This is a genomic window from Xenorhabdus ehlersii (assembly GCF_003610465.1).
Taxonomy (GTDB): Bacteria; Pseudomonadota; Gammaproteobacteria; order Enterobacterales; family Enterobacteriaceae; genus Xenorhabdus; species Xenorhabdus ehlersii.
Map to the genome: position 1 here is coordinate 919,078 of NZ_RAQI01000002.1, position 22,843 is coordinate 941,920.

Genomic DNA, 22,843 nt, shown 5'->3' on the forward strand with positions numbered 1-22,843 from the left:
TTTTGGCGCCGACTGTCAAAAAGTTTCCTTTTGCCATCTTATTTCCTCTAGTTTCAGACTAAATTTATAGCGAAATAACTTATTACAGTTTAATTCAATACCTAAATATTGTAGGCAATTTTTATTTTTCAGTATATTTATTATACGCGTTATTTTCCAAAAACATCAATCTATTTTAATGGCAAGAATACAGAATAATATATTGATTATATCGTTCTATTAAAGCCCATATTGATTTTTAGGTGTCAGAAACTAAAAGGACGGATTGGGTACAGCCATGTCCCTGTCCGTCACGGGTCTTATTATGTATCAATTCAAGAAATTGGTATTTAAAGTCTATTTTACCATTAAACCGCCATCAACGGGTAAACAACAACCTGTAATGAATTCCGCTTTGTTACTAGATAACCACACGATAGCATTAGCCACTTCTTCCACTTCCCCAATCCTTCCAATTGGGTGGGTGTCACCATACGCATCTAAATTCTCTCCAAACACACTGACTGACATATCTGTCCTGATTAATCCTGGACACACAGAATTAACCCTAATATTTGACTTTGCCATCTCTAAAGCCGCAGACTTTGTCAATCCAACCACCGCATGTTTACTGGCTGTATAGGCACACCCTCCTGCATAATTCGCTTTTAAACCTGAAACTGATGCGACATTGACTATTGCTCCACCTGATTGCTCCATTAACTGTATCTCATACTTCATACATTGATACACACCCGTCACATTCGTCGCAATGACTTCATCCCATACTTCATCCGGATATTCGGTTATTTTAGTAAACGAAGCACCGAACATTCCAGCATTGTTAACAGCAATGTCCAAACGTCCATAATGCTCTTTAATATATGAGAAAAGTCGCTTAATGTCTGAACGTTTACTCATATCAGCAGAATAAAACTCACAATTAGCATTGTGAGGCATTTGTGCTATTGCTTTACTACCTTTATCAACATTTCGCCCTACCAAAAGGACTCTTCCATCCTTTTTCGCAAATTCAATTGCAGTAGCCAACCCTATTCCCGCCGTTCCTCCAGTGATCAATATCACCTTATTTTCAAATGAATTCATGACATATACTCCCTTAAATCAATAAATAATTAATTAACCTCTCCTCACTCTTTCAAATTACCGCACACCATAACTGTAATTAGAGTGAACTCTTTCCCATAATAAAACTTTTATCTGTTCTTATCTTACAGTGAACATTTTGAATTTTATGCCTAAATCCTTATATTTTATATGTTAAAAATAATCAGAACTAAAATGCATTTAATTCATAAAAAAAATACCATCAATATTATTTCAACCATTTTTCTCTGATTTTTTTGCAATTTATTTTACATAAACAGGTTGGATTTTATATTTTCTCACATTTTGGTACCTATTATGTCGGGTAGCTTTTTGAAATGGAAATCTCCCAGCCAACTCTGTCACAACAGCTTGATATAATGCGGCAGTTAAATCTGGCGCATCCGTGGGATCCGTCTCTGGCATTTGTGATGATGGGAGCCATTCTTATCGGTCTGATAGGTTTCATTTTTGTGATCATCATCACAAAATTAAAATGATCATCATTTTAAAGGCAACAGGAATTCCATTTTTATATTTAAATCAATACGTTAATTAAATGACGTTTTTCCTGCCAGCTAAATCATGCAAAATAATAAGTTAACTATATATAAAAACACCGCGCATTGCGCCAGTAAAGCAATGATTTTAATTTTTCATCCTGTGATTGTTGGGAGCCACTTTTTATTTCACTGGATTTCATTTTGTTTTTACTTTTTCGTTATTTATTATTCCCCCATTTTACTCAGCACAAATTAGCCAATATATTCGGCTAACAACGTCTCTTCAAATTATCACAAAGCGGCATCTTGCGTCTTTAATTAACCAATTTGTCCGGGACAATGTGTGTAAGATTGACATCATTTCAGGAAGATACACCATGCCAATGAAAAAGCACCTCACAAAATTGAAGAAAGGAAAAGCGCTGTTAGAGCAAGGACAACAAGCGACACAGAGTGTGAAACAGGCCAAAAGACTGTTGACGGGTGCGGGGGATAACACCGCCGGTCTCGGTACCAATAGTATGATCAGTAGCATGGGAGGGGGCTTTGCCGGTGGGACAGGCAAGGCGGTGGGCGGTCTCGGTGCCGGCAGCCTGATCCCCGGCGGGGGTTTTGCCGGCGGGGCAAGCAAGGCACTTGGCGCGCCGGGGCTGGCAGCCAAAGCCGCGGCGGGTAATCTCGGGGCAGAAAAGATGTTGCAGCAACTGGGCCAGAAACTGGGGCTGGGTGGCGGAGCCGATCCCAGCGGCCTGCTGTTCACCCTGACCGCGGGCAGCTTGCCGGCACAGACCTTTGTTGTCACCGACTTCAGCCTGACCGAACATTTCTCGCGCCCCTTTACCCTGGAAGTGGGGCTGGCAAGCGCCGACTCCGCCATTGCCTTCCCGCTGGTACTTGACCGTACGGCAACGCTCACTGTCCTGCACAATGGTGTCGAACAGCGCAGCGTCACCGGTATCGTCACCCGCTTTGAACAGGGCAACACCGGCTTACACCAGACCACCTACCGGATGAGCATCCGCCCCGACCTGTGGCGCACCACCCTGCGGCAGAACTCGCGCATCTTCCAGCAGCTCAATATCACCGGCATCATCACCAAAATCCTCAAAGAGCACAGCATCCGCGACGTGGTGTTCAACCTGCGCCACCCGCACCCGGAGCGCGAATTCTGCGTGCAGTATCAGGAGAGCGACTTTGATTTTCTGCAACGGCTGACGGCGGAAGAGGGCATTTTCTACTTCTTCGAATGCAGTAACGGGCGCAACACGCTGGTATTTGCCGACGACTGCGGTTCCGTGCCGCCGGGTATCCGTCTGCCCTATCAGCCGGGGGAGAGCAGCACACTGGGTGAACCGGCGGTCAACAGCCTGACCAGCAGCGCACAGGTACGCCCGGCTCAGGTGCAGCTTAAGGATTACACCTTCAAGAATCCGGCCTGGCCGGCCGAGTTTCAGCAGCAGATACGGGATGAGAACCTGCAACAATTGTACTACGAGCACTACGACTACCCCGGCCGCTTCAAAGACGAGGTTCACGGTAAAGCGTTCACCCGCTACCGCCTGGAGGCCCTGCGCAGCGATGCCATGACCGGACAGGGCAGCGGCAATGCCATCGCCCTGCAACCGGGCAGACTGTTCATCCTCGATAACCATCCACGGGCAGACCTGAACCAGTCATGGCAAACCGTTTCCACCCACCACAGCGGCAGCCAGCCGCAGGCACTGGAAACGGCCAGCTCAGGCGCCGGCACGACGCTGCACAGCCACTTCTCCTTCATCCGCCAGAATCAGCACTGGCGCCCGGCGCCGTTGCCGAAACCGGTAATTGATGGCCCACAGATTGCCAAGGTGGTCGGTCCGGCCGGCGAAGAAATCTTCTGTGACCAGTACGGGCGCGTACGCCTGCAATTCCCGTGGGACAGATACGGGCGCAGCGACGACCAGAGTTCCTGCTGGATACGGGTCAGCCAGCCGTGGGCCGGTCAGGGCTGGGGCATGCTCGCCATCCCGCGTATCGGGCAGGAAGTGGTGGTGGACTTCCTGCACGGCGACCCCGACCAGCCGATTGTCATGGGCCGAACTTATCACGCCAGTAACCTCCCGCCGGGGGCCCTGCCGGGCAGCAAAACCCAGATGGCGTTCCGCTCCAAAACCCACAAGGGGCAAGGGTATAACGAACTGCTGTTTGAGGATGCGAAAGGCAGTGAATTGCTGTCATTGCACGCGCAGAAAGACATGTACACCAAAGTGCTCAACAACCGCGCCACCCATGTGCTTGCCAACCACAGCGAGACGGTGGAGAAAAACCAGACCATCAGGGTCAATGAGAACAAAGAGGAAACCGTCACCCTCAACAGCACGGAAACGGTGCAGGCAGTGCGCAAACTCACCACCGGCAAGGACTACATTATTGAGGTCGGCACCCACAAGGCAGAGACTGTCGCCAATACCCTATCCATCACGGTCGGGGATGTGATTGAGCTGCGCTGCGGGGCGAGTGTCCTGCGCATGGACAGTGCCGGACGAATCACCCTTCAGGGCAGTGAACTCAAATTTGAAGCCAGTGGTCCGGTGCAAATCACCGGTAAAGACATCGACCTGAACTAAGAAGGACAGACTGAGATGGAATTTCGTAACCTGACGCCCTTTGCCGTGATGAACTATTCGATGCTCGATATCGAAGACACCGAGCATCATGTCGCGGTCATGAAAATCGGCTACCAGCTCCTGCCTGCCGGACAGGGGGAATACAGCGCGGAACTGTTGCCCGCACCGCCGTTGTGTTTACAGGATGAATACCGTGGGCAGATGAATGCCTCTCAGGTGTTGCAGGAGAGTGACCTTGCCCCGTTTAAACCGCACTGTGACGTGATTGTCAACGGCACGGCGTATGCGCCGGAGGGCAAACCCTGCACTGAATTTCCCGTGCGGTTGCAGGTGCAGAGCAGGCAGGGGAAAACCCTGCTTGATAAAACCCTGTTAGTGAGCGGCGAACGGGCGTTTATTCGCAATGCGGATGGCAACTGGCAACTGACCGACCCGAAACCTGTTGCAACGCTGCCACTGGATTACCGCTATGCCTTTGGCGGTCAGTGCAAAATCTATGCTGACGAAGAAGCAAGTCAGCACCTCCGAGAACGTGACCGGCTCACTCCCGAACAACGTCAGCAGCACCCGGACGGCGAAAAAGCGCCTGTCGCTCACGCCACCTGCGAAACCAATCCGCTGGGCATCGGGTTCATCACCCCGTGGTATGCCGAAGCCAAACCACTCACCCGCTACCCGGCACCGCGCATTACCCGGCCGGATACCCCGTTCACCGTTGAGCATTTTTCCGCCCAACTGAATGGCACGTTATCGCCGGAGAACCCGGCCTGCCAGCCGCAGGGCCTGGGCTTTATCGGGCGTCCGTGGCTGCCCCGCCGCCAGCGCGCCGGTACATATGATGCCGACTGGCTGGCCCACCGTCATCCTTATCTGCCGAAAGATTTTGACTTCGGCTACTGGAACGGCGCCCCGGCTGACCAGCAGATTGACTGGCCGGACACCGATATCTCGCTGAGTCTGCAAGGCATGACACCCGGCGGCAACCTGCACGTCACCCTGCCGGGGCATCGCCCGTTTATCCTGCTGCGGATGCACGAAGGGGCGTTGCTGCCCGTACCGATGCGCATGGATACGTTAATAATCGACAGCGAGGCCAAAACGCTGCATATCACCTGCCGATTGAATTTCAACGCTGATATGCCTGTGCGAGTCGCTGAAGCGCGGTTTGAAATCAACCCGGATGCGCCGTTGCTCAAACTGGCTCCGCCGGAAGGAGAGAAAACGAATGGCTGATAACTACATCGCCCGCACTGCGGGCAGCTGGATGATTGTCGGCATCTTGCCGGATGTGTGCAAAACCCCGATGGGTTCTTCCACCCCGCCCATTCCCTATCCGGTGGTGGCACAACTGGCGGACAGTTCGGCCCCGGAAAAGACTGTGCGCGCCAACGGCCAGCCGGTCGTGGTGTTTGCCCACAGTTTTGTCCCCACCACACTCGGTGACCAGCCCGGTGTAGCCAATGGCGTCAAAAGCGGCACGGTGGGCGGTAAGTGTCACCCGAAGGCGCATACCCAGACGGTGCGCGCCGGCAACAAACTGGTATTACGCCACGGGGATGAATTCTGGATGAACGGAGCATAAGGAAGAATCGCAATGGGAGAAACGATTAGCATTACCGGTGGCCGTGATGAAAAAGTATTTTGTGAAGCTTACAATATCCGGACCTTGGCTGAGGCGGAAGCGATCCAAAAACATATACCCGCCCTCATCCAACAAGAGACTATGGGTAATCATTGGCTCACCGCCGAGGATATTGAACAGATTACAGAAGCTGAAGGCCGGCTTGCCGTCAAGGTCATTGATAAATTCAAAAGCGGGGAATTTCCGTTAGAGGAATGGAAACATACTCCCCCTGAACCGAATGAGTCTTTGCCAACTAAAGCGCGCGATGACAGCCCGAGCGGTACGGGCAACACGATAGGTAAAATCGTCGGTCAGGCATCACAGGGGACGGATCCGCCGCAGGAGGCGAATGCTGCCGTCACACCGGAAACCGAGCAAGAAAAAGGATTTTTGGACAAGGCCGGAGAATGGTGGGATGAGACCAAAGAAGGCGTAACAAAATGGGGGAAAGAAGCCGGAGAAAAACTGGGTGCCGCTTGGGATAATCCGGGAAAAGCCGCCATTGGTGCCGCAAAAGGGGTGTGGAATACGGTGCCTGATGTGGGTGAATTCCTCTTTCGAACGACAGCAGGTATGCCTGCTGCCATGATGTCCGCTTCTGGTACGGTATTGAAATACGCGGGCGCTGACGCGTTAGGCGATACGGCTCTTGCCGCCGCCGATACATGGAATAAGCAGGTTGTCGATAAGGCCGTTGAGTTGAGCCATGTGGATGCCATCCGGTTCGACATCACGGATAAGGCAGAACAAGGGGGGGCGCTGATTTCTGATGGCGTCAGTCTGGCTACAGGCGTGGGCGGGCTGGTCAGAGGTGCGGCCAAACAAGGCGCGAAAGCGACGGCTAAAGCCACTAAACCTGCACCCGGCGCCAAAGTCAAAGAAAAACCTCAGGACGCGCCGGACGCGAAACCCCAGAAAGTGCCGCCCAAAGATGACGCCACACCGTCCAACAAAAAAGACGGTAATGACAATGGGCTATCGACCAAAGAGGGCGATCCGGTCGATATGGCCACCGGCGACTTCCTGCAAGTCTGGCCCGTACTGGCTATCCCCGGACTGTTGCCGATAAACCTCAGCCGGACCTACCGATCCACGGCAGATTTACACGGCCTGTTCGGTCCCAAATGGGCGGATGACTGGTCACTGCAATTGGCTATCGGTCAGGAGGAAGTACACTACACCCACACCGACGGCGTAGTCTACGACTTTGCCACGCCAGACAACCGGGTCTTGTCCCGTAACCGCCACCTTCCCCATTGCCTGCTGACGGGAGAACTGACAGGCGAACTGTGCCTGACTGACCGCCTCGCCCAGTTGATGTACCATTTCAGCCCGATTTCAGGCAGCACACGAAAATTGTCCGCCATCACGGACCGACGCCAGAACCGGATTGACTTTATCTACGATAAACACGCCCAGCTGATTGAAGTCACCCGCAATGACGGCCTGCGGTTAAGCCTGCAATATCTGGATGGTCAGCTCCACACGCTTGATATGCATGAAATCCGCGATGGCCAACTTGTCGGGCAACGCCTGCTGACCTGCCAGTATGATCCGCAGGGGTATCTGAACGAATGTGATGCCTTCCAGCACAACCACCTGTGGCACGAGTACGACCAACAGGGACGGATGACCCGCTGGCACGATACCGACCAGACCGACCTGATGATTAGCTATGACGAACGCGGCCGGGTACTCAGTACCACTTCACCCAGCGGCTACTGGCATGACCGCTTCCGCTACGATGACAACGCCCGCATCACCACCTATCTGGACGGTGAAGGGGGCGAAACCCGCTACCATTACGACCCGAACGGGCTGGTGATACGGGAAGTTGACCCGCTGGGGCGCATCACCCGCCGCCAGTGGCGACACAGCCTGCTGATGTGGGAAAGCAATCCATCAGGGCAGATGACCACCTTTGATTATAATGCGGACGGAGCATTGACCGAGGTGGTATTGCCGACGGGAGAGACCTTTGTCTATGCTTATGACGAACACGGACAACTGACCGAAAGCCACCTCCCTACTGGCGAACGCTGGCAATGGCATTATGACGAACAGGGCAACCTGACCGCGCTGACCAACCCGCTCGGCCATCGGGAAGAATACCAGTATGGTCTCCACGGCGAATTACGCCAGCGCCTGCTGCCGGACGGCCAGACGTGGCACTACGCCTATGATGAACACCAGCGCCTCGCCGCCGTGATGATGCCAAACGGCGAAACCACGGGGCTGGAGCTGGATGAACTGGGGCGCCTGCGCCAGCTCACTGATGCCCTCAAACAACAGACCCGCTACCGCTACAGTGACGACCATGCCAGCCTCAACGGCAGCCTGACCGAAGTTGAACTGCCGGACGGCACCACGCAGCAACTGGCCTATGACAGTGAACGGCGCGTGGTAGCCGTGACTGACGGCGAAGGGCGTACCACCCGCTACACCTACGGTGCCTTTGACCTGCTGACCCAGGTCACCCGCCCGGATGGCACCACGCTGCGCTTTGGCTATGACCGCCTGACCCGCTTGAACTCAGTCACGGCCGCCACCGGCGAAACCTACCGTTATGAACGGGATGCGGCCGGCCAAATCATCCGGGAAACCGATTTTACCGGGCGTACGCTGGCGTATCAGTACGATAAACTGGGACGCCGCACGCAGGTGCAATACCCCGACGGTCAGCAACTGCGATGGCACTATTCGGTTGCGGGGTTACTGGTTAAACAGGAAAGCTGGCAGCCGGAAGAGGGGACGTGGGTGCTTAAAGCCACCACCACGTACGAATACAACCCGCGCCATCAACTGGTGAAAGCCACCAATGCCGATGCCGTGGTGGAATATGAGTATGACAAGACCACCGGCCTGCCAACCTGCGAGCGTATCAACGGGCGAGAAATCCGCCGCGAATGGGATAACCTGACCGGGCGCCCACTCAGCGAAAGCCTGGATGGCCACACTTTGCACTTTGGCTATCACCCCTTGTCAGGTGCGCTGAACCACTTCCAGTTCAACCAGCATGCCCCGCTGACGCTCCGGCATGATGCACTGGGGCGGGAAACCGTGCGCGAAAGTGCCCACGGGTTTATCCTCGCCAGCCGCTACACCGCCACCAGCCTGCTGGCGCACCAGTCAGCCGGGCGGAACAGCCCCTTTTTCCAGGAAGCGCTGGCGGAAAATGACCCACATTTTCCGCCCCAAGCGACCGCCGTCAACCGGAGCTGGCAATATGACCGGGCGCATAACGTCCGGGTGATTGATGACAGTCGCTGGGGGCAAACCCGCTATCGTTACAACACCAACGACCAGATATTGCATACCCTGTTCGACAGTTCGCGCCCCCATGAAGAGCAGTTCAGTTACGATGCCAATGGCAACCTGAGCCAACATTTGCCTGTCGACGCACAGGGCGCAATGGCACAGTTCACCCAACGTCAGCAGGCCGGGCGGGTGGTACAGCGGGGTGATACGCATTATCATTATGATGATAACGGCCGATTAGTCGAAAAAATCGAGCAATGTGACGGCTTCCGCCCGCAAATCTGGCGCTACCGCTGGGATACCCAGAACCAGCTCACCCACTGTGAAACCCCGGATGGCTCGCGCTGGCAGTACCAATACGATCCTTTTGGCAGAAGAATTCGCAAAATTAAGGCACGGGATGGAAAACTGACCGCCGCTAATTTACAACTGTGGTTAGCGGGCAGGCCGGATCTGCCCGAAAATCCAAAGGCACTGGGCGGTTACGATTACCTGTGGAGCGGGGATCAGCTCATTGAGGAAGTGCCGTATCAGGCGGATGGCACCCGGCTGGAAGCCCGCCGCGTGCGCTGGCTGTATGAACCGGGCAGCCTGACGCCAGCGGCCCGTTTTGAGCGGGGCAAACTGCACTACGCCATCAGCGACCACCAGGGCACCGTTCGGGAGCTGCTGGATGAGCAAGGCGAGATGGTTTGGGGTCAACATCTGACCACCTGGGGGCACGCCCAAAACCGGGGCGGCGTGCCCTCCCATCACCCAGATCACCATGTTCAGTGCAATTTCAGGTTCTTAGGGCAATATGAGGACGAAGAGTCAGGGCTTTGCTATAATAGACACCGATATTATTCGCCGGAGACCGCGCAGTACATCTCGAGTGACCCCATCGGACTGATGGGCGGGTTTAATCCGTATTCGTATGTGCATAATCCATCGAAGTGGGTAGATCCGTATGGGCTGGCAGGGGGAAAAGGAAACAAAGGAGAACCTGTAAAACCTAAAACCCCAGAAGTTGTTGAATTAGATCCTAAGACTATTAGATTTAGCCAAACTTCAGTTAATGATACGGCTGAAATAACTCAAAGCATGAAAGCTAAAGGTTGGGATGGAGATCCAATCGATGTTATTAGAATGAAAGATGGTGGGCTAACAACAATAGATAACACTAGAGTGTTAGCAGCATCAAGAGCAGGTATCAATGTAAAAGCAAGAGTTCATGATGGCTCAACTCCTATACCGCAGGAATTTATCAGGAGATTTACAACTGCTAAAGGTGTCCCATCAACATGGGAAGAAGCCATCAATCTTCGTATAGGAAAACAAAATGCAGGATATAGAAAGAGATATCCTAATGGTTCAACTGTAATAGGGTCGTCAGATTAATATGGAACAATTACTAACCAAAACAGAACTTCCAGAATGGTTTTCTTACCCACGTGAGTTTCTTAGAATAGTTGAGCAAAATTTACTTAATTTTGATCCTTGGGTCATTTTGGAAGGTGAGAGATTACGAGATCATTATGCTGGATTAAAAAAAAGATACCCATATAGAAATATTATTCCTTTTGCTCGTCGGGAAGATAATGATGACATTATGTGTTGGGATAAGAATAATCTTGATCAAATTATTATTATTCACGATTTTGCAAGTGAAGGTTATGAATATGTCGGTAAGTTTGATTCATTTTGGGACTGGCTCAGAGCTGCCCTAGAAGCAACTATCGAATACGATGAGTAAATATTAATGTATCAACAAAGCCGGAAAGATCCCCGTGATCTTCCGGCTTTCTTCTTTTTTAAGAGCGGCTCACTCCCTGCCCTTAGTTGCTGTTGTAGTCACCTATCAGTTCGCGCATTTTCAGCTTAATTTCACTGATTTGCTCTCGCTGGCGCTGGTATTGCTGTTTGAGGCTGTTAGTCTCGTCACTGTCAGGAATGAGCACCAGACAGCCCTCCATAATCTTGACGGTGAGTGTGCCGCCAATATCAAAGCCTGCTGCCTTAAGCCACTGCCCCTTAAGATGGATTGCCGGCGGGGCACTGGCCTTGTCATTTTGCGGCACGTATCCCACGGTGTAATAACGTTCTGTTTTTACGGCTTTATTTACTGCACGGTTTTGCTTAGAATGCGCCTTAGCCATAGTAACTACTCCTATAGTTGCTTGTGGTTAGCGGCTAGGTCGTGCTCCTACACGGCCGAACCGCGTTAAAAACATTCTCTCTACTTAGTTGCCAGTTCTATTTACTCCGACTGAATCGGTTGGCGTCATGCTTTAAAATCAATGACTCCAGAAGAACCCGCGCCACTTCCTTCTCTTCAGGGGAAAATTGGCTAACCGCTTCAAACTGTAAAAGCAGTTCTTCATCCGGTCCTCGTTCACCTTCATCAAAAATCAGCGTATCTGCTCTCACAGAAAGAGCACGGGACAGCTTACGTATCACATCCAGCGTAGGCTGTACTTCACCTGATTCATAGCGGCGTACCATTGTGATATGGCATCCCACTTTCTCAGCCAAAGCCGCCTGTGTTAGTTTACGATCCTTACGTAGCGTTGCCAGTCGTTTACCAAAGTCCATAGTCATTAACCGAAAAGAAAATAATGACAGCACTTTAACCCCCAGTTCCGTAAGTGGTGCTTGCAATATACCATATATGCATGTAACAATAAACCAATAATGCGTATTGACAGGTTTTTTGAAGGAACGAAATTATGGCTCGCATCCCCGACGCAGAATTACAGCACCTAAAATCCGCCGTCTCCTTAGTCGCTATCATTGAGCAACAAGGCCGGCAGCTTTTTAAGCGCGGTAAAGACATGATCGTGCTGTGCCCGTTCCATGAGGAGAAAACGCCCTCGATGGTGATCACGCCAGCGAAAAATCTCTACCACTGTTTTGGCTGTGATGCGGGCGGGTCGGTGCTGGACTGGGTCATGCAAACCGAGGGCCTGAGCCTGCGCCATGCCGTGGAGCGCCTGCGTGCCGTGCTGGGGCACAATCCGGCGGTCGAGCCGCTGGTGCAGCCGGAAGAGCTGACCAGTGATGCCATCGGGCAGCAGGTGTTGCTGTCACGGGTGGTTGCGTTTTATCACCATACACTTTTGAATGCCCCGGAAGCGCAGGCCTATCTGGCGAAGCGGCGGCTCAATCATCCTGAATTAGTCGCGCAGTTTAAACTGGGCTTTGCCAACCGCACGCTGGGCTACCGTCTGCCACCGAAAAAAGTCAAAGCCGGCGAGGAGATCCGCCGCCGCCTGATAGCGGCCGGGGTGTTGCGGGAGAACGGGCGTGAGCATCTGCGTGGCTCGCTGGTTATCCCTGTTATCAGCGCTGAGGGGCAGGTTCACGAACTGTACGGACGCAAAATCGGCGAGCGGCTGCGCGGTGATACGGTCTCGCATCTTTACCTGCCGGGCGCGCACCGCGGGGTCTGGAATGCGCAGGCACTGGGGGCTGCAAAATCGCTGATCCTGTGCGAATCGCTGATTGATGCGCTGTCGTTCTGGGTGACAGGGCAGCGCAATGTGACAGCCGCTTACGGGGTGAACGGCGTCACCGCGGATCACTGGCAGGCGTTCGAACAGCACGGCATTAAGCAGGTGCTGATCGCCTTTGATAATGATACCGCCGGCAATGATGCCGCCGTCAAACTGGCGGCAGCACTGGTTGCCAAAGGGATCACGCCGCTGCGTATAGTGTTCCCGCCAGATCAGGATGCCAACGGGTATCTGTGTCAGATGGCCGAACCCGAATCGGCCTTTGCCCTGCTGATTGAGAGTGCTGTACCGATGCAGGAGGCAGCGGATATGGTCGCCCTTGAGCGCCAGACGCCTGAGCCGGACACCGCGCCAGAACCCGCTTCCCCTTTAGCCGCTGGACCCGTACCCCGCGTGACGCCGAATGTCGTCTGTGAATCCGGTGAGCATGGCGAGCGGCTTATCTCGATCGGCACACTGCAATGGTGCTTACGGGGCATGGGCGCAGTCAAAGCCGGCGCTGCCACGATGAAACTCAATGCGCAGGTGCTGGACACACAAAGCGGCGTCCTGTTCGCCGACGGGGTTGACCTGATGAGTGCCCGCAGCCGGAACAGCTATGCCAGACTGGCCGCCACCGAACTGGGGCTGGGAGAGGCTGAGTTGCGCCGTTCGCTGGGGCAGGTGTTACTGGCGGTTGAACAGGGGCAACAGCAGGACACATCAGGCACCGAACCCCGCGTACCGGCGATGGGGATCGCTGAACGGGAAGCGGCACTGGCGTTACTGCAAGATCCCTACCTGACGGCACGTATTACCGCTGACTTAGCCGCCTGTGGCGTGGTTGGTGAATCCACCAATCTGCTTGCGGGCTATCTGGCAGCAGTGAGCCGAAAGTTACCCAAACCGTTAGCGGTACTTATCCAGAGCAGCAGCGCCGCCGGAAAATCCTCGCTGATGGAGGCGGTACTGAACCTGATCCCGGAAGAAGAGCGCATCCAGTACAGCGCTATGACCGGGCAAAGCCTGTTCTATCTCGGTGAAACTAATCTCCAGCACAAGATATTAGCTATCGCCGAAGAAGAAGGGGTACGGCAGGCCGCCTATGCGCTGAAGCTGTTGCAAAGTGATGGCGAACTGACGATGGCGAGCACGGGCAAGGATGAGGCAACCGGCAACCTCGTCACCAAAAGCTACACGGTGAAAGGCCCGGTGATGCTGATGCTCACCACGACCGCCATTGATGTGGATGAAGAATTACTGAACCGTTGTCTGGTGCTGACGGTCAATGAATCCCGCGAACAAACGGAAGCCATCCATGCGTTGCAGCGCCAGAAGCAGACGCTCGAAGGCTTGCTGGCCGAGAACGAGCGGGACTCTCTGATGCAGCTTCACCAGAACGCCCAGCGGCTGCTTAAGCCGTTGAATGTGGTCAATCCGTATGCGTCACAACTGACGTTCCTGTCAGACAAAACCCGTACCCGCCGTGACCATATGAAATACCTGACCCTCATTCAGAGCATAGCGTTGCTGCACCAGTACCAGCGGGACATCAAAACGGCAGAGCATCGCGGCAAGACACTGGAATACATCGAAGTGAGCAAAGACGATATCCGGCTCGCCAATCAGTTGGCGCATGAAATCTTAGGCCGGACACTGGACGAAATGCCGCCGCAGACGCGCAAGCTGTTATTGCTGATACAGCAGATGGCGAACGAGATGGCTGCTTGCGGGCAGCAGGCGTTACGGGAAGTTCGCTTTACCCGGCGGGATATCCGCGACTTTACCCAATGGAGTGACAATCAGCTTAAAGTGCATTGTCAGCGGCTGGCTGAGATGGAATACCTGCTGATCCACGGCGGCAGTCGCGGGCATCTGCTGCACTACGAACTGCTCTGGGACGGGGATGGCAACAGCGCACACTTAAGCGGCCTGATCGTGCCGGTATGATCAGCGCAAGTTGGGCTGAAAACAACGCAAGTTGCCCCTAAGTTGGGGTCAAGTTGGTCTCAAGTTGGGGGAGAGAAAACGGCTATCAGGCCGCAGCCAGACCGGGCTGACAGCCCGCAAGTTGGACAATATCAAAAATCACTGTTCCGGCAACACAATAAAAACTTCCCGTCATACCGTACTGCCGGATAGCGGCCATAACAAAAAGGAAAATCCGAATGACAACTGCACACGACAACCCGCTGATCACCTTACGCCAGCAACTGGAAGCGTACCTCGATACACAGGCTGCACAGGGAAAAAGCCCGCGCACGCGGGAAAGCTACCGGGAACGGCTGTTACCGTTCGTCGACTGGTGCGAGCAGCGCACCGTGCAGTATCCGGCACAGGTGACGCTGGGGTTGCTGGAAAGCTGGCAGCGCTATCTGCGGGCCTACCGCAAGGCCGATGGTCAGCCCTACAGCCATAACGGCCAGCGTGAACGTCTGGGCACACTGCGGTTGTGGTTCCGCTGGTTACTGCAACGCCATCACATCCTCTACAACCCGGCCGAGCAGATGGTGTTGCCAAAAGAAGAGAAACGGTTGCCCGCCCAGATACTGAGTGAACGGGAAACCACTCAGGTGCTGGATAGCCTTGATGATCAGAGTGTGTTGGGACTTCGCAACCGGGTGATGCTGGAAATCCTCTGGAGCAGTGGCCTCCGGCGTATGGAGCTGCGCCAGCTCCGGCAGGGAGATATCGATGTCGAACGCGGGGCCGTGGTGGTCAATCAGGGCAAAGGCCATAAAGACCGGGTGGTGCCTATCGGTGAGCGGGCGCTAAGCTGGCTGACACGCTATCTGGTACAGGTCCGGCCACAGTTAGCCCAACGTCATGACAGCGGTTATCTGTTTATCTCGCAAAAAGGCAGGCCGCTCAGTCCGGGGCACCTGACGCACATCGCCGCAAAGGCCATCCGTCATCAGGCTCGACTGGACAAACCGGGCGCCTGTCACCTGTTCCGGCATTCAATGGCGACGCAGATGCTGGACAATGGCGCGGATATCCGCCATATCCAGGCGATGCTGGGGCATGAGAAACTCAACACTACTCAGGTGTATACGCGGGTCGCCATCAAACAGCTCAAGCAGGTGCACAGCCAGACCCATCCGGCCGAGCGTGCCCCCCAAACCCAACCGGACGCAGACAACCATACCGAACCGCCAGAGAGCAGCTCAGGCGGTGCCCGCGGAGAACCTGGCACAGACCCGAAACCCCAGCGTACCGGACAGCCCGATAATCCCCGTTAAGTTCGCGGGGTTCCGTGCAGGGGCAGACCGTGACCGGACTGCCCGTCAGCTTCAGTGCCGGCGGGGGTAAATGGGCAATGGGCAGCGGCGGCCACGGTGTCCCCAACCACTCTGTGCCGGCTGCCCAAAGCCCATTTAACATAATGCAGGGAGATTGTGCGAAATTCGCCGTGCGGCCCTGCCGTCGCGCCCAGCCCCGAAGAGCGGCTCACATCGCACAATCTGCATTATGTCTGGCGCCCCCGCTATCAGCATCGCGGGGTGCACCGCACAAGGCTGACGCCTTCTGCTGTCAGCATCGGCGCACCCTCTTGGCAAACCCAGTGCCAATCTTAAGCAGCGTGCCCCGTTCCGGCAAAAACAGCGTCTTCTTTAGCGGCCTTGAGTGGCTCAGGCAAAGAACCCTGTAGGCAGGTCGGCCTGCGGCCTCCGCTGGTTTACCTCCCCCGCCCCGACCCCGCTGCATTGTCTGCGCGCCGCTTGCAGGCTCTGTGCCGCCCGCACCCGCAGAACGGCCGCCCGCCGCCCAAGCCAGTTGGGCGACGTTCGCCCGTTACCGTGAAAAATCGCACAAAATCAGGCTGTTCAGCCCATCACAGGGGAAAAAAGGGCGCTATACTGCACATCGGAGCAAGCGTAAAAACAGGCCAAAAGTGCACTTCGGCCTTTTAGGTTCGCGGGAATGGGCGGAACGGGTAAAAGGGGTTCTTTAACAAGCTGATAGTCAAGGAAAAAATCGCTTAAAACTGTATAACCGCACCGGAACCTGCCCTAAGACCCCATCGGACTGATGGGCGGGTTTAATCCGTATTCGTATGTGCATAATCCATCGAAGTGGGTAGATCCGTATGGGCTGGCAGGGGGAAAAGGAAACAAAGGAGAACCTGTAAAACCTAAAACCCCAGAAGTTGTTGAATTAGATCCTAAGACTATTAGATTTAGCCAAACTTCAGTTAATGATACGGCTGAAATAACTCAAAGCATGAAAGCTAAAGGTTGGGATGGAGATCCAATCGATGTTATTAGAATGAAAGATGGTGGGCTAACAACAATAGATAACACTAGAGTGTTAGCAGCATCAAGAGCAGGTATCAATGTAAAAGCAAGAGTTCATGATGGCTCAACTCCTATACCGCAGGAATTTATCAGGAGATTTACAACTGCTAAAGGTGTCCCATCAACATGGGAAGAAGCCATCAATCTTCGTATAGGAAAACAAAATGCAGGATATAGAAAGAGATATCCTAATGGTTCAACTGTAATAGGGTCGTCAGATTAATATGGAACAATTACTAACCAAAACAGAACTTCCAGAATGGTTTTCTTACCCACGTGAGTTTCTTAGAATAGTTGAGCAAAATTTACTTAATTTTGATCCTTGGGTCATTTTGGAAGGTGAGAGATTACGAGATCATTATGCTGGATTAAAAAAAAGATACCCATATAGAAATATTATTCCTTTTGCTCGTCGGGAAGATAATGATGACATTATGTGTTGGGATAAGAATAATCTTGATCAAATTATTATTATTCACGATTTTGCAAGTGAAGGTTATGAATATGTCGGTAAGTTTGATTCATTTTGGGACTGGCTCAGAGCTGCCCTAGAAGCAACTATCGAATACGATGAGTAAATATTAATGTATCAACAAAGCCGGAAAGATCCCCGTGATCTTCCGGCTTTCTTCTTTTTTAAGAGCGGCTCACTCCCTGCCCTTAGTTGCTGTTGTAGTCACCTATCAGTTCGCGCATTTTCAGCTTAATTTCACTGATTTGCTCTCGCTGGCGCTGGTATTGCTGTTTGAGGCTGTTAGTCTCGTCACTGTCAGGAATGAGCACCAGACAGCCCTCCATAATCTTGACGGTGAGTGTGCCGCCAATATCAAAGCCTGCTGCCTTAAGCCACTGCCCCTTAAGATGGATTGCCGGCGGGGCACTGGCCTTGTCATTTTGCGGCACGTATCCCACGGTGTAATAACGTTCTGTTTTTACGGCTTTATTTACTGCACGGTTTTGCTTAGAATGCGCCTTAGCCATAGTAACTACTCCTATAGTTGCTTGTGGTTAGCGGCTAGGTCGTGCTCCTACACGGCCGAACCGCGTTAAAAACATTCTCTCTACTTAGTTGCCAGTTCTATTTACTCCGACTGAATCGGTTGGCGTCATGCTTTAAAATCAATGACTCCAGAAGAACCCGCGCCACTTCCTTCTCTTCAGGGGAAAATTGGCTAACCGCTTCAAACTGTAAAAGCAGTTCTTCATCCGGTCCTCGTTCACCTTCATCAAAAATCAGCGTATCTGCTCTCACAGAAAGAGCACGGGACAGCTTACGTATCACATCCAGCGTAGGCTGTACTTCACCTGATTCATAGCGGCGTACCATTGTGATATGGCATCCCACTTTCTCAGCCAAAGCCGCCTGTGTTAGTTTACGATCCTTACGTAGCGTTGCCAGTCGTTTACCAAAGTCCATAGTCATTAACCGAAAAGAAAATAATGACAGCACTTTAACCCCCAGTTCCGTAAGTGGTGCTTGCAATATACCATATATGCATGTAACAATAAACCAATAATGCGTATTGACAGGTTTTTTGAAGGAACGAAATTATGGCTCGCATCCCCGACGCAGAATTACAGCACCTAAAATCCGCCGTCTCCTTAGTCGCTATCATTGAGCAACAAGGCCGGCAGCTTTTTAAGCGCGGTAAAGACATGATCGTGCTGTGCCCGTTCCATGAGGAGAAAACGCCCTCGATGGTGATCACGCCAGCGAAAAATCTCTACCACTGTTTTGGCTGTGATGCGGGCGGGTCGGTGCTGGACTGGGTCATGCAAACCGAGGGCCTGAGCCTGCGCCATGCCGTGGAGCGCCTGCGTGCCGTGCTGGGGCACAATCCGGCGGTCGAGCCGCTGGTGCAGCCGGAAGAGCTGACCAGTGATGCCATCGGGCAGCAGGTGTTGCTGTCACGGGTGGTTGCGTTTTATCACCATACACTTTTGAATGCCCCGGAAGCGCAGGCCTATCTGGCGAAGCGGCGGCTCAATCATCCTGAATTAGTCGCGCAGTTTAAACTGGGCTTTGCCAACCGCACGCTGGGCTACCGTCTGCCACCGAAAAAAGTCAAAGCCGGCGAGGAGATCCGCCGCCGCCTGATAGCGGCCGGGGTGTTGCGGGAGAACGGGCGTGAGCATCTGCGTGGCTCGCTGGTTATCCCTGTTATCAGCGCTGAGGGGCAGGTTCACGAACTGTACGGACGCAAAATCGGCGAGCGGCTGCGCGGTGATACGGTCTCGCATCTTTACCTGCCGGGCGCGCACCGCGGGGTCTGGAATGCGCAGGCACTGGGGGCTGCAAAATCGCTGATCCTGTGCGAATCGCTGATTGATGCGCTGTCGTTCTGGGTGACAGGGCAGCGCAATGTGACAGCCGCTTACGGGGTGAACGGCGTCACCGCGGATCACTGGCAGGCGTTCGAACAGCACGGCATTAAGCAGGTGCTGATCGCCTTTGATAATGATACCGCCGGCAATGATGCCGCCGTCAAACTGGCGGCAGCACTGGTTGCCAAAGGGATCACGCCGCTGCGTATAGTGTTCCCGCCAGATCAGGATGCCAACGGGTATCTGTGTCAGATGGCCGAACCCGAATCGGCCTTTGCCCTGCTGATTGAGAGTGCTGTACCGATGCAGGAGGCAGCGGATATGGTCGCCCTTGAGCGCCAGACGCCTGAGCCGGACACCGCGCCAGAACCCGCTTCCCCTTTAGCCGCTGGACCCGTACCCCGCGTGACGCCGAATGTCGTCTGTGAATCCGGTGAGCATGGCGAGCGGCTTATCTCGATCGGCACACTGCAATGGTGCTTACGGGGCATGGGCGCAGTCAAAGCCGGCGCTGCCACGATGAAACTCAATGCGCAGGTGCTGGACACACAAAGCGGCGTCCTGTTCGCCGACGGGGTTGACCTGATGAGTGCCCCGCAGCCGGAACAGCTATGCCAGACTGGCCGCCACCGAACTGGGGCTGGGAGAGGCTGAGTTGCGCCGTTCGCTGGGGCAGGTGTTACTGGCGGTTGAACAGGGGCAACAGCAGGACACATCAGGCACCGAACCCCGCGTACCGGCGATGGGGATCGCTGAACGGGAAGCGGCACTGGCGTTACTGCAAGATCCCTACCTGACGGCACGTATTACCGCTGACTTAGCCGCCTGTGGCGTGGTTGGTGAATCCACCAATCTGCTTGCGGGCTATCTGGCAGCAGTGAGCCGAAAGTTACCCAAACCGTTAGCGGTACTTATCCAGAGCAGCAGCGCCGCCGGAAAATCCTCGCTGATGGAGGCGGTACTGAACCTGATCCCGGAAGAAGAGCGCATCCAGTACAGCGCTATGACCGGGCAAAGCCTGTTCTATCTCGGTGAAACTAATCTCCAGCACAAGATATTAGCTATCGCCGAAGAAGAAGGGGTACGGCAGGCCGCCTATGCGCTGAAGCTGTTGCAAAGTGATGGCGAACTGACGATGGCGAGCACGGGCAAGGATGAGGCAACCGGCAACCTCGTCACCAAAAGCTACACGGTGAAAGGCCCGGTGATGCTGATGCTCACCACGACCGCCATTGATGTGGATGAAGAATTACTGAACCGTTGTCTGGTGCTGACGGTCAATGAATCCCGCGAACAAACGGAAGCCATCCATGCGTTGCAGCGCCAGAAGCAGACGCTCGAAGGCTTGCTGGCCGAGAACGAGCGGGACTCTCTGATGCAGCTTCACCAGAACGCCCAGCGGCTGCTTAAGCCGTTGAATGTGGTCAATCCGTATGCGTCACAACTGACGTTCCTGTCAGACAAAACCCGTACCCGCCGTGACCATATGAAATACCTGACCCTCATTCAGAGCATAGCGTTGCTGCACCAGTACCAGCGGGACATCAAAACGGCAGAGCATCGCGGCAAGACACTGGAATACATCGAAGTGAGCAAAGACGATATCCGGCTCGCCAATCAGTTGGCGCATGAAATCTTAGGCCGGACACTGGACGAAATGCCGCCGCAGACGCGCAAGCTGTTATTGCTGATTACAGCAGATGGCGAACGAGATGGCTGCTTGCGGCAGCAGGCGTTACGGGAAGTTCGCTTTACCCGGCGGGATATCCGCGACTTTACCCAATGGAGTGACAATCAGCTTAAAGTGCATTGTCAGGCGGCTGGCTGAGATGGAATACCTGCTGATCCACGGCGGCAGTCGCGGGCATCTGCTGCACTACGAACTGCTCTGGGACGGGGATGGCAACAGCGCACACTTAAGCGGCCTGATCGTGCCGGTATGATCAGCGCAAGTTGGGCTGAAAACAACGCAAGTTGCCCCTAAGTTGGGGTCAAGTTGGTCTCAAGTTGGGGGAGAGAAAACGGCTATCAGGCCGCAGCCAGACCGGGCTGACAGCCCGCAAGTTGGACAATATCAAAAATCACTGTTCCGGCAACACAATAAAAACTTCCCGTCATACCGTACTGCCGGATAGCGGCCATAACAAAAAGGAAAATCCGAATGACAACTGCACACGACAACCCGCTGATCACCTTACGGCCAGCAACTGGAAGCGTACCTCGATACACAGGCTGCACAGGGAAAAAAGCCCGCGCACGCGGGGAAAGCTACCGGGAACGGCTGTTACCGTTCGTCGACTGGTGCGAGCAGCGCACCGTGCAGTATCCGGCACAGGTGACGCTGGGGTTGCTGGAAAGCTGGCAGCGCTATCTTGCGGGCCTACCGCAAGGCCGATGGTCAGCCCTACAGCCATAACGGCCAGCGTGAACGTCTGGGCACACTGCGGTTGTGGTTCCGCTGGTTACTGCAACGCCATCACATCCTCTACAAAACCCGGCCGAGCAGATGGTGTTGCCAAAAGAAGAGAAACGGTTGCCCGCCCAGATTACTGAGTGAACGGGAAACCACTCAGGTTGCTGGAATAGCCTTGATGATCAGAGTGTGTTGGGACTTTCGCAACCGGGGTGATGCTGGAAATCCTCTGGAGCAAGTGGCCTCCGGCGTATGGAGCTGCGCCAGCTCCGGCAGGGAGATATCGATGTCGAACGCGGGGCGTGGTGGTCAATCAGGGCAAAGGCCATAAAGACCGGGTGGTGCCTATCGGTGAGCGGGCGCTAAGCTGGCTGGACACGCTATCTGGTACAGGTCCGGCCACAGTTAGCCCAACGTCATGACAGCGGTTATCTGTTTATCTCGCAAAAAGGCAAGGCCGCTCAGTCCGGGGCAACCTGACGCACATCGCCGCAAAGGCCATCCGTCATCAGGCTCGACTGGACAAACCGGGCGCCTGTCACCTGTTCCGGCATTCAATGGCGACGCAGATGCTGGACAATGGCGCGGTATTCCGCCATATCCAGGCGATGCTGGGGCATTGAGAAACTCACACTACTCAGGTGTATACGCGGGTCGCCATCAAACAGCTCAAGCAGGTGCACAGCCGACCCATCCGGCCGAGCGTGCCCCCCAAACCCAAACCGGACGCAGACAACCATACCGAAACGCGCCAGAGAGCACTCAGGCGGTGCCCGCGGGAGAACCTGGGCACAGACCCGAAACCCCAGCGTACCTGGACAGCCCGATAATCCCCGTAAGTTCGCGGGGTTCCGTGCGAGGGGCAGACCGTGACCGGACTGCCCGTCAGCTTCAGTGCCGGCGGGGGTAAATGGGCAATGGGCAGCGGCGGCCACGGTGTCCCCAACCACTCTGTGCCGGCTGCCCAAAGCCCATTTAACATAATGCAGGGAGATTGTGCGAAATTCGCCGTGCGGCCCTGCCGTCGCGCCCAGCCCCGAAGAGCGGCTCACATCGCACAATCTGCATTATGTCTGGCGCCCCCGCTATCAGCATCGCGGGGTGCACCGCACAAGGCTGACGCCTTCTGCTGTCAGCATCGGCGCACCCTCTTGGCAAACCCAGTGCCAATCTTAAGCAGCGTGCCCCGTTCCGGCAAAAACAGCGTCTTCTTTAGCGGCCTTGAGTGGCTCAGGCAAAGAACCCTGTAGGCAGGTC

At 54.2% G+C, this 22,843-nt stretch carries 19 protein-coding genes and 1 pseudogene; 15 read left to right on the forward strand and 5 right to left on the reverse strand.

Annotation, left to right across the window (positions count from 1 at the left end; genetic code table 11):
- Positions 1-336: 336 nt before the first annotated feature.
- Positions 337-1,086: an SDR family NAD(P)-dependent oxidoreductase gene (locus BDE27_RS10250; protein ID WP_099133613.1), complete on the reverse strand. Its 750-nt coding sequence runs from the start codon at positions 1,084-1,086 to the stop codon at positions 337-339.
- 338 nt (positions 1,087-1,424) lie between these two features.
- Between BDE27_RS10250 and BDE27_RS19450 the strand changes: the two genes are divergently transcribed.
- The 6 genes from BDE27_RS19450 (at position 1,425) to BDE27_RS10275 (ending at position 10,812) form a co-directional block, all read left to right on the forward strand.
- Positions 1,425-1,586, forward strand: a complete 162-nt coding sequence (locus BDE27_RS19450; RefSeq protein ID WP_167450574.1) for a DUF6691 family protein — start codon at positions 1,425-1,427, stop codon at positions 1,584-1,586.
- Positions 1,587-2,281: 695 nt separating this feature from the next.
- Positions 2,282-4,195, forward strand: a complete 1,914-nt coding sequence (locus BDE27_RS10255) for a type VI secretion system Vgr family protein (RefSeq protein WP_187652311.1) — start codon at positions 2,282-2,284, stop codon at positions 4,193-4,195.
- A gap of 15 nt (positions 4,196-4,210) precedes the next feature.
- Positions 4,211-5,428 (forward strand): DUF2169 family type VI secretion system accessory protein, encoded by a 1,218-nt coding sequence (locus tag BDE27_RS10260; protein WP_099134054.1) that lies wholly within the window; start codon positions 4,211-4,213, stop codon positions 5,426-5,428.
- Positions 5,421-5,777 carry a DUF4150 domain-containing protein gene (locus tag BDE27_RS10265; RefSeq protein WP_099134053.1) on the forward strand — a complete coding sequence of 119 codons (357 nt, stop codon included), beginning with the start codon at positions 5,421-5,423 and terminating at the stop codon, positions 5,775-5,777. Before BDE27_RS10260 ends, BDE27_RS10265 begins: the two co-directional genes overlap by 8 nt.
- Positions 5,778-5,789: 12 nt before the next feature.
- Positions 5,790-10,457 (forward strand): RHS repeat-associated core domain-containing protein, encoded by a 4,668-nt coding sequence (locus BDE27_RS10270; RefSeq protein WP_244208750.1) that lies wholly within the window; start codon positions 5,790-5,792, stop codon positions 10,455-10,457.
- A 1-nt stretch (position 10,458) separates the two neighbouring features.
- On the forward strand, positions 10,459-10,812 hold the full coding sequence (locus BDE27_RS10275; protein ID WP_099134052.1) for a hypothetical protein: 354 nt from the start codon (positions 10,459-10,461) through the stop codon (positions 10,810-10,812).
- Positions 10,813-10,894: 82 nt separating this feature from the next.
- On the opposite strand, the gene BDE27_RS10280 is transcribed toward BDE27_RS10275, so the two are convergent.
- On the reverse strand, positions 10,895-11,215 hold the full coding sequence (locus BDE27_RS10280) for a SymE family type I addiction module toxin (RefSeq protein WP_099134051.1): 321 nt from the start codon (positions 11,213-11,215) through the stop codon (positions 10,895-10,897).
- 97 nt (positions 11,216-11,312) lie between these two features.
- Positions 11,313-11,684, reverse strand: coding sequence for a helix-turn-helix domain-containing protein (locus BDE27_RS10285; protein WP_244208751.1), 372 nt, complete (start codon positions 11,682-11,684; stop codon positions 11,313-11,315).
- A gap of 101 nt (positions 11,685-11,785) precedes the next feature.
- Between BDE27_RS10285 and BDE27_RS10290 the strand changes: the two genes are divergently transcribed.
- From BDE27_RS10290 to BDE27_RS10310, 5 genes are all read left to right on the forward strand, one after another.
- On the forward strand, positions 11,786-14,500 hold the full coding sequence (locus BDE27_RS10290) for a CHC2 zinc finger domain-containing protein (RefSeq protein WP_120211345.1): 2,715 nt from the start codon (positions 11,786-11,788) through the stop codon (positions 14,498-14,500).
- A 218-nt stretch (positions 14,501-14,718) separates the two neighbouring features.
- The gene (gene xerC, locus BDE27_RS10295) at positions 14,719-15,792 is read left to right on the forward strand and encodes a site-specific tyrosine recombinase XerC (RefSeq protein WP_120211346.1); all 1,074 of its coding nucleotides are present in this window, start codon (positions 14,719-14,721) and stop codon (positions 15,790-15,792) included.
- A gap of 491 nt (positions 15,793-16,283) precedes the next feature.
- The gene (locus BDE27_RS10300; protein ID WP_120211347.1) at positions 16,284-16,505 is read left to right on the forward strand and encodes a hypothetical protein; all 222 of its coding nucleotides are present in this window, start codon (positions 16,284-16,286) and stop codon (positions 16,503-16,505) included.
- 77 nt (positions 16,506-16,582) lie between these two features.
- Complete coding sequence (locus BDE27_RS10305; protein ID WP_120211348.1) at positions 16,583-17,071, forward strand: RHS repeat-associated core domain-containing protein; 489 nt, start codon at positions 16,583-16,585, stop codon at positions 17,069-17,071.
- Between the two features lies 1 nt (position 17,072).
- Positions 17,073-17,426 (forward strand): hypothetical protein, encoded by a 354-nt coding sequence (locus BDE27_RS10310; protein ID WP_099134052.1) that lies wholly within the window; start codon positions 17,073-17,075, stop codon positions 17,424-17,426.
- 82 nt (positions 17,427-17,508) lie between these two features.
- Here BDE27_RS10310 and BDE27_RS10315 read toward each other — a convergent pair whose 3' ends face one another.
- Together BDE27_RS10315 and BDE27_RS10320 are read right to left on the reverse strand one after the other, a co-directional pair.
- Positions 17,509-17,829: a SymE family type I addiction module toxin gene (locus BDE27_RS10315; RefSeq protein WP_099134051.1), complete on the reverse strand. Its 321-nt coding sequence runs from the start codon at positions 17,827-17,829 to the stop codon at positions 17,509-17,511.
- A 97-nt stretch (positions 17,830-17,926) separates the two neighbouring features.
- On the reverse strand, positions 17,927-18,298 hold the full coding sequence (locus BDE27_RS10320) for a helix-turn-helix domain-containing protein (RefSeq protein WP_244208751.1): 372 nt from the start codon (positions 18,296-18,298) through the stop codon (positions 17,927-17,929).
- A gap of 101 nt (positions 18,299-18,399) precedes the next feature.
- On the opposite strand from BDE27_RS10320, the pseudogene BDE27_RS10325 reads away from it, so the two are divergent.
- From BDE27_RS10325 to BDE27_RS20435, 4 genes and pseudogenes are all read left to right on the forward strand, one after another.
- Positions 18,400-21,116: pseudogene (locus BDE27_RS10325) on the forward strand (CHC2 zinc finger domain-containing protein).
- A 31-nt stretch (positions 21,117-21,147) separates the two neighbouring features.
- Positions 21,148-21,726: a hypothetical protein gene (locus tag BDE27_RS19925; RefSeq protein WP_244208752.1), complete on the forward strand. Its 579-nt coding sequence runs from the start codon at positions 21,148-21,150 to the stop codon at positions 21,724-21,726.
- Between the two features lie 75 nt (positions 21,727-21,801).
- Complete coding sequence (locus BDE27_RS19930) at positions 21,802-22,008, forward strand: hypothetical protein (protein WP_244208753.1); 207 nt, start codon at positions 21,802-21,804, stop codon at positions 22,006-22,008.
- Entirely contained in the window at positions 22,005-22,496 is a 492-nt protein-coding gene (locus BDE27_RS20435; RefSeq protein WP_422645822.1) for a hypothetical protein, read from the forward strand. The genes BDE27_RS19930 and BDE27_RS20435 overlap by 4 nt, the downstream gene beginning before the upstream one ends.
- The last annotated feature ends 347 nt before the right edge of the window (positions 22,497-22,843 follow it).

Coding starts and splice junctions, on each gene's coding strand:
- BDE27_RS10250 (WP_099133613.1), bottom strand. CDS start 1,086: ATGAATTCATTTGAAAATAAGGTGATATTGATCACTGGAGGAACGGCG.
- BDE27_RS19450 (WP_167450574.1), top strand. CDS start 1,425: ATGGAAATCTCCCAGCCAACTCTGTCACAACAGCTTGATATAATGCGG.
- BDE27_RS10255 (WP_187652311.1), top strand. CDS start 2,282: ATGTTGCAGCAACTGGGCCAGAAACTGGGGCTGGGTGGCGGAGCCGAT.
- BDE27_RS10260 (WP_099134054.1), top strand. CDS start 4,211: ATGGAATTTCGTAACCTGACGCCCTTTGCCGTGATGAACTATTCGATG.
- BDE27_RS10265 (WP_099134053.1), top strand. CDS start 5,421: ATGGCTGATAACTACATCGCCCGCACTGCGGGCAGCTGGATGATTGTC.
- BDE27_RS10270 (WP_244208750.1), top strand. CDS start 5,790: ATGGGAGAAACGATTAGCATTACCGGTGGCCGTGATGAAAAAGTATTT.
- BDE27_RS10275 (WP_099134052.1), top strand. CDS start 10,459: ATGGAACAATTACTAACCAAAACAGAACTTCCAGAATGGTTTTCTTAC.
- BDE27_RS10280 (WP_099134051.1), bottom strand. CDS start 11,215: ATGGCTAAGGCGCATTCTAAGCAAAACCGTGCAGTAAATAAAGCCGTA.
- BDE27_RS10290 (WP_120211345.1), top strand. CDS start 11,786: ATGGCTCGCATCCCCGACGCAGAATTACAGCACCTAAAATCCGCCGTC.
- xerC (WP_120211346.1), top strand. CDS start 14,719: ATGACAACTGCACACGACAACCCGCTGATCACCTTACGCCAGCAACTG.
- BDE27_RS10305 (WP_120211348.1), top strand. CDS start 16,583: ATGGGCGGGTTTAATCCGTATTCGTATGTGCATAATCCATCGAAGTGG.
- BDE27_RS10310 (WP_099134052.1), top strand. CDS start 17,073: ATGGAACAATTACTAACCAAAACAGAACTTCCAGAATGGTTTTCTTAC.
- BDE27_RS10315 (WP_099134051.1), bottom strand. CDS start 17,829: ATGGCTAAGGCGCATTCTAAGCAAAACCGTGCAGTAAATAAAGCCGTA.
- BDE27_RS19930 (WP_244208753.1), top strand. CDS start 21,802: ATGCTGGAAATCCTCTGGAGCAAGTGGCCTCCGGCGTATGGAGCTGCG.
- BDE27_RS20435 (WP_422645822.1), top strand. CDS start 22,005: ATGACAGCGGTTATCTGTTTATCTCGCAAAAAGGCAAGGCCGCTCAGT.